Source organism: Kitasatospora sp. NPDC059747, from assembly GCF_042732955.1.
Classification (GTDB): Bacteria; Actinomycetota; Actinomycetes; order Streptomycetales; family Streptomycetaceae; genus Kitasatospora.
The window spans coordinates 14,810-22,306 of sequence record NZ_JBHWGV010000053.1 but is presented as its reverse complement, the minus strand read 5'-3'; the positions used below and the strand labels follow the sequence as shown (position 1 = coordinate 22,306).

11 protein-coding genes are annotated in these 7,497 nt (G+C 69.2%); 8 read left to right on the top strand and 3 right to left on the bottom strand.

What is annotated here, in order from left to right; translation table 11 throughout:
• Nucleotides 1–114: 114 nt before the first annotated feature.
• Together ACFV4G_RS23090 and ACFV4G_RS23085 are read right to left on the bottom strand one after the other, a co-directional pair.
• Entirely contained in the window at nucleotides 115–576 is a 462-nt protein-coding gene (locus ACFV4G_RS23090) for an NUDIX domain-containing protein (RefSeq protein WP_380443322.1), read from the bottom strand.
• Between the two features lie 81 nt (nucleotides 577–657).
• Nucleotides 658–909 carry a hypothetical protein gene (locus ACFV4G_RS23085; RefSeq protein WP_380443320.1) on the bottom strand — a complete coding sequence of 84 codons (252 nt, stop codon included), beginning with the start codon at nucleotides 907–909 and terminating at the stop codon, nucleotides 658–660.
• A 312-nt stretch (nucleotides 910–1,221) separates the two neighbouring features.
• Between ACFV4G_RS23085 and ACFV4G_RS23080 the strand changes: the two genes are divergently transcribed.
• The 3 genes from ACFV4G_RS23080 to ACFV4G_RS23070 all read left to right on the top strand — a co-directional run bounded on the left by ACFV4G_RS23080 (nucleotide 1,222) and on the right by ACFV4G_RS23070 (nucleotide 2,550).
• The gene (locus ACFV4G_RS23080) at nucleotides 1,222–2,061 is read left to right on the top strand and encodes a Scr1 family TA system antitoxin-like transcriptional regulator (RefSeq protein ID WP_380443318.1); all 840 of its coding nucleotides are present in this window, start codon (nucleotides 1,222–1,224) and stop codon (nucleotides 2,059–2,061) included.
• The gene (locus ACFV4G_RS23075; RefSeq protein WP_380443316.1) at nucleotides 2,054–2,263 is read left to right on the top strand and encodes a DUF397 domain-containing protein; all 210 of its coding nucleotides are present in this window, start codon (nucleotides 2,054–2,056) and stop codon (nucleotides 2,261–2,263) included. Before ACFV4G_RS23080 ends, ACFV4G_RS23075 begins: the two co-directional genes overlap by 8 nt.
• A gap of 74 nt (nucleotides 2,264–2,337) precedes the next feature.
• Nucleotides 2,338–2,550 (top strand): DUF397 domain-containing protein, encoded by a 213-nt coding sequence (locus ACFV4G_RS23070; RefSeq protein WP_380443314.1) that lies wholly within the window; start codon nucleotides 2,338–2,340, stop codon nucleotides 2,548–2,550.
• 220 nt (nucleotides 2,551–2,770) lie between these two features.
• On the opposite strand, the gene ACFV4G_RS23065 is transcribed toward ACFV4G_RS23070, so the two are convergent.
• Entirely contained in the window at nucleotides 2,771–3,190 is a 420-nt protein-coding gene (locus tag ACFV4G_RS23065; RefSeq protein ID WP_380443312.1) for a MerR family transcriptional regulator, read from the bottom strand.
• An 89-nt stretch (nucleotides 3,191–3,279) separates the two neighbouring features.
• On the opposite strand from ACFV4G_RS23065, the gene ACFV4G_RS23060 reads away from it, so the two are divergent.
• From ACFV4G_RS23060 to ACFV4G_RS23040, 5 genes are all read left to right on the top strand, one after another.
• A complete protein-coding gene (locus ACFV4G_RS23060; protein WP_380443310.1) occupies nucleotides 3,280–4,107 on the top strand; it encodes an oxidoreductase in 828 nt (275 codons plus the stop codon).
• A gap of 238 nt (nucleotides 4,108–4,345) precedes the next feature.
• Nucleotides 4,346–4,588 (top strand): hypothetical protein, encoded by a 243-nt coding sequence (locus ACFV4G_RS23055; protein WP_380443308.1) that lies wholly within the window; start codon nucleotides 4,346–4,348, stop codon nucleotides 4,586–4,588.
• Between the two features lie 5 nt (nucleotides 4,589–4,593).
• Nucleotides 4,594–5,106 (top strand): DUF6879 family protein, encoded by a 513-nt coding sequence (locus ACFV4G_RS23050; RefSeq protein ID WP_380443306.1) that lies wholly within the window; start codon nucleotides 4,594–4,596, stop codon nucleotides 5,104–5,106.
• 9 nt (nucleotides 5,107–5,115) lie between these two features.
• Nucleotides 5,116–5,964: a helix-turn-helix domain-containing protein gene (locus tag ACFV4G_RS23045; protein ID WP_380443304.1), complete on the top strand. Its 849-nt coding sequence runs from the start codon at nucleotides 5,116–5,118 to the stop codon at nucleotides 5,962–5,964.
• Nucleotides 5,965–6,283: 319 nt separating this feature from the next.
• Nucleotides 6,284–7,414, top strand: a complete 1,131-nt coding sequence (locus ACFV4G_RS23040) for a methyltransferase domain-containing protein (protein ID WP_380443302.1) — start codon at nucleotides 6,284–6,286, stop codon at nucleotides 7,412–7,414.
• Nucleotides 7,415–7,497: the final 83 nt, after the last annotated feature.

Genomic DNA, 7,497 nt, shown 5'->3' with positions numbered 1-7,497 from the left:
GGCGCCCCGCCCCCCCCCCCCACGTCCACGTCACGAACATAAGCCATCGCTCTTTATATGTCGAACAACTACCTATCGCCGGGTGTCCGACCCCGCCTCCTGCGCGGGCGGGGATCAGGCGGCGCGCTGGCCGTGGAGGAGGAGGGGGACGGCGTGGCCGGTGAGGGCTTCGGCGAGGCGGGCGGCCTGGGCGGGGGCCATCACCTGGCCGAGCTGCTGGACGGGGACGAAGCGGGCGCCGAGCAGTCCGCTGCGGTGCTGGGGCGGGACGGTGAGCTCCTGGGTGGTGGTGCCGCCGTCGAAGACGAGGTTGAGGCGCTCCAGGTAGCGGTCGGCGGGGGTGAAGTCGACGGCGAGGACGTGGGTGAGGCGCCGGGAGAGGCCGGTCTGGGCGAGGAGGTGACGGGCGGCGGCCTCGTGCGGGGGCTCGTTGGGGCGGGCGGCGCCGCCGGGGAGGATGAGCCCGTCCATGTAGTCGGGGTCGACGAGCAGGACATCGCCGCGGGGGTTGCGGACGAGGGCGAGGCAGCCGAGCCGGCAGACGGGAGGCTTGGCGAGGAGGCGGGGGTCGCGCATGGGGGGTGCTACTTCCTGTTCCAGAAACACCAGTTGATCAGGGCAGCGAAGCCGAGCAGCCAGAGGAGGCGGGCGGTGAGTTCAGTCGTCATCGGCGGCGAGGCGCTCGAAGTGCAGCCCCTTGCGGAGCAGTTCGACGATCCGGACGACATCGGAGGTGCGGGCGGCGCCGAGGGAGATCAGGTAGCAGCCGGTACGGCGCCCGAAGTCCCAGTCCACTTCGAGGGAGGGAAGTTTGGCCCCACCCAGGGCAAGGACGGCCGCCAAGTCGTCGGCGACGAGGGCGGCTTCACGCCGCTGCTCGGCAGTCGCCCGGTCGAGCATCGAGGCCATCACACACCGGTCCTACGGTGCACCTCGAACACCCGCCACGCCGAGAACGCGGCACAGAAGGAACGGAAAGAGGCGAGTTCACCGGTCGAGCCGCTGCGCAGCCACTCCCCCGTGACCTCGTTCCGCACCCGGTAGCAGCGCCCCTCCGGGTCCCACCGCACCCCGTACCCGTGAAGTCTGGACGACACCATGATTTCGAGAACCCTCCGCAGTCGTGATTTCACGTTCTGTACCCATGGTGGCGCGGAGGCCTCTACGATCGGAAGCCGATCTGAAACTTGAAGCCAGGCATCGGCAAGTAGGTGAAACCCGGTGAATCTCAAGGAGCTTGATCCAACCTCAGGCCCATGGGCACCCTTCGGGGTGCAATTGCGCAGGTCACGGAAGGCCAAGGGCCTCACGCAAGCCCAGTTGGCGAGACTCGTGGGAGTCGACCCCTCCTACGTCTCCTACGCCGAACTTGCCCCACCCGGCCGAACCCCGCCAAGCGAGAAGTTCGCCCGTGACGCCGACCGAGTCCTCGAAACCGGCGGAACCTTGCTGCTCATGTGGCTCCAGGCCAAGCACTCGGCCTTGCTTGAGGGCTTCCCGGAGTACGCGGACCATGAAGCGCGGGCCGGCGAGATCCGGATCTTCGAACTCGGCGTCATCCCGGGGCTACTCCAGACGGAAGCCTATGCAAGAGCACTCGCGCGAGCAGATGTTCGCCGGAGAGACATCACCGCCAACCAGGCCGAGGAACGCATCAGCTTCCTGCTGGCACGGCAAGCAGTTCTGGCGCGGCGCGATCCACCACTCATCCATGCCGTGCTGGACGAGAGTTGCCTCCGGCGCGCCATCGGCGGCCCTGAGGTCATGCGAGAGCAACTGGAGCAACTTGAACAGCGATACGAACAAGGCCGCGTGGTACTTCAGGTGGCACCGTTCAGCATGGGAGAGCACCGGCCATTCGCCCTGCCCATGCGGCTGCTGACACTCGCAGACGGCACCCTACTTGGCTACTCTGAATCCGAGGGTCGAGGCCACATCGAACGGGACGACGACAGGCTTCGCGACTGGCGCAGGAGATACGATCGCCTTCAAGTAGGGGCGCTGCCCGACTCGGCGACTCTTGAAGTGATACGCGATGCCCGGAAGGACTCTCATGGCTGATATCGACTTGGCTGCCGCCTCGTGGGTGAAGTCGACCTACAGCCAACAAGGCGGCGACTGCGTAGAGGCAGCTCCCAACATCCCTGGTGTACTGCCCGTCCGCGACTCCAAGGACCCGAGCGGCCCCGCCCTCATCTTCTCCCCCGCCGCCTGGCAGTCCTTCATCACCGCCATCCGCACCGGCGAGTTCGACGCCCGCTAACAACCACCGCTCCCCGCCCCGCCGCCCCACGCCTGGGGCCGCGGGGCCCACTGTGTTGCTCGGAAGGGGATCAAATGCTTGACAGCATCAACTTGAGCACGGCCCGCTGGGCCAAGTCGACCTACAGCGGTGGCGGCGGCCAGTGCATCGAGGTGGCCCCCGGCTTCACCGGCGTCATGCCCGTCCGCGACTCCAAGGACCCCGACGGCCCCGCCCTCATCTTCCCCACCGCCGCCTGGCAGTCCTTCATCACCGCCATCCGCGCCGACGAGTTCAACGCCCGCTAACAACCACCGCTCCCGGCCCCGCCCCCCCCCCCAAGGGGCGGGCCGGCCCCGCAACCAAAGTGGGGCGCGCCGCCCCGCCCAGCCCCCCGCCCCGCCGGACTGCGCCCCACCCGAACAGATCCCCCCGCAGCACCGCCCCTGTACAGCACGGGAAGTCGGCCTCACCGACTTCCCGTGCGGCTCGGTCCCGCCGCCCCGCGCCCGGGGCGGCGGGGTCCGTTCAGCTCCCCTGGTCGGCGTCTGGGTGGGACGGGTTCCAGAGCCGGTCGGCTTCGCCGCGGGCGAGATGGTCTTCGTAGATCCGGACCTTGTGCCGCATCACCTCCAGAGTCCCCTGCAACTCCCTGATCTGCGCCTCCACTTGGCTCTCATGCCGGCGCAGCAGCTCAAGCCGCTGGTGTTCGTTGCCCGTGCCCTGGCGGGCCAGTTCGATGTACTGCCGGATCATGGCCAAGGGCATGCCGGAGGACCGCAGCTTCGTGCAGATCGCCAGCCATTCCAGGTCTTCCTCGTGATAGATCCGGCGGCCGTTGGACAGGCGCCGAACGGGGTTGGCGAAGAGGCCCTCCCGCTCGTAGAACCGCAACGCATGCACGCTCAGCCCAGTGCGCTGGGCCACCTCACCGATGCTCAGGTCCATGAGCGCCCCTCCGTCACACGGTTGTTGATCTAGACCCGACTCTAGGACCTAGCGTCGAACCGTCGACCCATCGGAACAGGAGAGAGAGCATGAGTGTTTGGTTCGTCACCGGGGCATCGCGGGGGCTGGGCGCGGAGATCACCCGGGAGGCGCTCGACCGGGGACACAGCGTGATCGCTGCCGCGAGGGACGAGTCGGCCGTGCTCAAGGCGTTCCCGCACAGGCCGGACGGGCTGCTGGCCGTGACGGCGGACGTGACCGAACCCGGGCAGCTGGCGGCGGCCGTGGAAGCCGGACTGGCCAGGTTCGGCCGGATCGACGTCGTCACCAACAACGCGGGCTACGGCCTCGTCGGCGCCGTCGAGGAGGTCTCGGACGAGGCTGCCCGTGCGCTGTTCGACGTCAACGTGTTCGGCGTACTCAACACGCTGCGGGCGACCCTGCCGGCCTTGCGCGCCCAGCGCTCCGGACACGTCCTGAACATCGGTTCCGTGGCCGGTTTCGCCACCGCACCGGCAACGGGCCTGTACGGCGCGTCGAAGTTCGCCGTCGAAGGCATCTCCGAAGCGCTGCACGGCGAACTGGCCCCCCTCGGGATCCGCGTCACGATCATCGAGCCGGGCGGGTTCCGCACGGACTTCCTGAGCGCCTCCAGCCTCCGGACCGAGCCGGCCGTCATCGCCGACTACACCACGGGCGCGGGACCGGTGCGCGAGGCGCTCGTCCACAACGACGGCCGCCAGCCGGGCGACCCGGTGAAGGCCGCCAAGGCCATCGTCGACGTCACCGAGACCGCCGATCCTCCACTGCGCCTGCAGTTGGGGGCGGACGCGGTCGAGCGCGTCGAGGCGAAACTGGATCTGGTGCGGCGGGAACTCGACCGGTGGCGCCACGTGGCGCTGGCCACCTCTCTCTGACAGAACTGCCGTTGCACGAAAAGTCGGCCTCACCGACTTTCCACTCGGCTCGGCCCCGCCGCCCCGCGCCCGGGGCGGCGGGGCTACCCGACGTGCTGAGCCGGCTTCATGGCCCTCTCCGGCCCCTGGCAGGGGCGGATGTGGTCTTTTGTCGTGCCCCGATGCCCACTTGACGTCGATCGGCAACGAGGGCCAGGCTCGTGCACACTGGTGCAACCACTCGACAGCGGGAGTGACCATGGGCCTGAAGTTCCTCGGCATCATTCCGAACACCCCGGACACCGACTCCCCGACGATCTGGCTGGACGAGGAGACCGGAGACCTGCTGATCCAGTCCTACAAGGCCACCGACGTGGAGGTGAAGGCCTGCCAGGAGATCGGTTCGATCCCTGGCCACTCCACTGCCGTGCCCGACCACGAGACGATCATCAGGCTTCCCAAGATCATGCTTCGGTTCATTCCCAAGCCTGACACCGAGTAGGAGCAATGACGAACCCGGTACTTGAGGGTCTGGCCGGCGCCAAGAGTTCTGCCGTGCACCTTGAGATGCGCGACGCCTATCAGCCCAGCGACCCCGAGTTCATCGCCTGGCAGCGGGGCAAGCGCCTGGACCCGGCCGACCGGTCGTCCTGGTGGCGTCCGTTCCTGGACGTGGTGGCGGAGACGACGGCGCGCGGTGTCGTGATGAGGCGCGCGCGGATCGTCTCAGAGCCGGTCACCGACTACATCCGCTACGAGTACGACGTGACGTTCCCGAATGTCCGGGCCGGCGAACAGGTCCGTTGGCTGCCACGCCGGAAGGCGGCCGACATCGCGCTGCCCGGCACGGACCTGTGGCTGTTCGACGGAACGTCCGTGCTGTTCACCTACTTCTCCGGTGTCGGTGAGGTGGTGGACCGCGAGTGGCGCACCGAGCCGGCTGTAGTGGAGTTGGTGAAGTCCGCGTTCGAAACGGTCTGGGAGCGAGCCACGCCGCACGAGGAGTACCGGCTCCACTGACCGGCGACCATGGCTGTCTCACCGTCCTCAAGTGCCCAGCAGGCCCGGCAGGTTCTCGCGAGTCGACTCACGGAGCTCTGCCGGGATGCCGGGCTGACCGGACTCGGCATCGCCCGCCTGTGCGGCTGGCATCCGTCGAAGTCGTCCCGGATCATGAACGCCCGAACACCCCCGTCCGCCGACGACATCCGGGCGTGGTGCCAGGCGTGCGGGACGGAGGATCAGACCGAGGATCTGATCGCCTTGCTGCGGACCGTAGAAGGCATGTGGGTCAGCTGGCGGCGCATGGAGCGGTCTGGCCTGAAGCAGGCGCAGGAAGCGCGGTTGCCGCTGTACCAGCGGACACGACGGTTCCGCTGCTACTCGTCGTGGCTTGTACCCGGACTCATCCAGACGCGCGGCTACACCGAGTCCGTGTTGCGTTCCGTGCAGCGGCGCAGGGTTGAGGTGGACGACGTGGCCGAGGCCGTGACGGCCCGCATGGAGCGTCAGGCCGTGCTGCACGAGGGGAGCCGCCGGTTCGCCTTCCTCATAGAGGAGTCGGTCCTGCGGAACGGCCTCGGCGGGGCTGACGTGTTGATAGGGCAGCTCGGCCACCTGCTGATGGTCGGCTCGCTGCCGAGCGTGAGCTTGGGCATCGTGCCCGATCGGCCGGATCGCCCGCGGATGCCGGTCGAAGGGTTCTGGATCTTCGACGCGGCACAGGTGAACGTCGAACTGGTCTCGGGCTACCTCACGATCACGCAGCCGAGCGAGGTCGGGGCCTATGCCGACACCTTCGCCGAACTGGCCGGCATGGCGGTCTACGGCCCGGATGCCCGCTCGCTGATCACCTCGGCGATCAACTCCCTTGGGTGAATCCGTGCAATGTCGTGCAACCCCGTGGATCCCAACTTGCCTACCTTCCTAGCGTGTTGCCATACCCCACAGCGTGAGGAGGCACCGGCATGAACACGCCGCCCGCCCCGCCGCCCCCGCCCGCACCGCCCGCGCCCGGGCCGGTGTTCCCGGTGGCCCCGCGCACCAACTGACCGGCACCACCAACCGAGAGGAACCCCCGCCATGGGCAAGCACGGAGACGGCAAGGGCGGCTCGTCCGGCGACAAGCAGCAGTCCCCGAAGGAGTCGGACGGCCAGTGGACCAAGCCCGTTCCCCCGAAGAAGTGAGCGCCAACTGATGGACAAGTACGCGCAGTTGCTGGCCGACCTGACCGAGGCCGGCGCGCTGGGCGAGGAGTGGCGGGGCGCGTTCGAGCGCGCCCCGCGCTCTGCCTTCGTGCCGGACGCCGTGTGGACCCCGGACGAGGACGCACCGACCGGCTGCCGGCGGATCATCAAGGCCGACGCCCCGGACGCCTGGTGGTCGCTGGTGAATGCTGACGGCGTGGTCGTCACTCAGGTCGACGACGGACACGAGAACGGGCCGGGCATCGCCACGTCGTCGGCGTCCATGCCGTCCCTCGTCGCGGCCATGCTCCGCCATCTGGACGTGCGGGACGGCCACACGGTGCTCGATGTCGGCACCGGAACCGGCTGGACAAGCGCCTTGCTGTGCAGCTTGCTTGGCGACGACCGCGTGACCACGGTCGAAGTCGACCCGGCCATCGCCGCCGAGGCGGCGCTGAGACTCGGCGCCGCCGGATTCGCGCCCAGGCGGGTCGTCGGCGACGGGCTGGCGGGATGGTCCTACGCTGCCCCCTACGACCGCGTCCACTCGACGGCAGCCGTCCGCCGGGTGCCCTCCACCTGGATCGAACAGACCCGGCCCGGTGGCGTGATCGTCACCCCGTGGGGCACCCCGTATGCCAATGCCGGGCTGCTGCGCCTGGTGGTCGGCCGGCGGGGCGGGGCCTCGCACGGCCGGTTCGTCGGCAACGTCTCCTTCATGTGGATGCGGGCACAGCGCCCGCACGCCGTGATCGAGCCGACGGACGTGCCGGGCCGCAAAGGGCCTTCCACGATGGACCCGGAGCTGGCCCTGGAGGACGTGAACGCCGCATTCGCCATCGGCCTTCGGGTGCCGGGCATCCGGTACGAACACGTCTGGGACGGCGCCGACCCCGGCGGCACCTACCGCATGCAGCTCTCGGACGGTGCGGGATCGTGGGCATCCGTCCGCTACGCCGCATGGGACGCCGAGGACGCCGCCCACCAGTCCGGCCCCCGCCGGCTGTGGGACGAAATCACGAGAGCCCGCCTGTGGTGGCTGGAGGAGGGCAAACCTGACCTGTGCCGGTTCGGCGTGACCATCGCCGTGGACGGTGCGCAGTCCGTCTGGCTGGACGACCCCGGCAACCCCGTGGCCTGACCTCCGCCCGGTCCGGGGGGCCCCCCGCCGGGGGGGTGGGGGGAGCGGGCGGGGGGGAGGTGGGAGCGCGCGCGCGGGGGCGG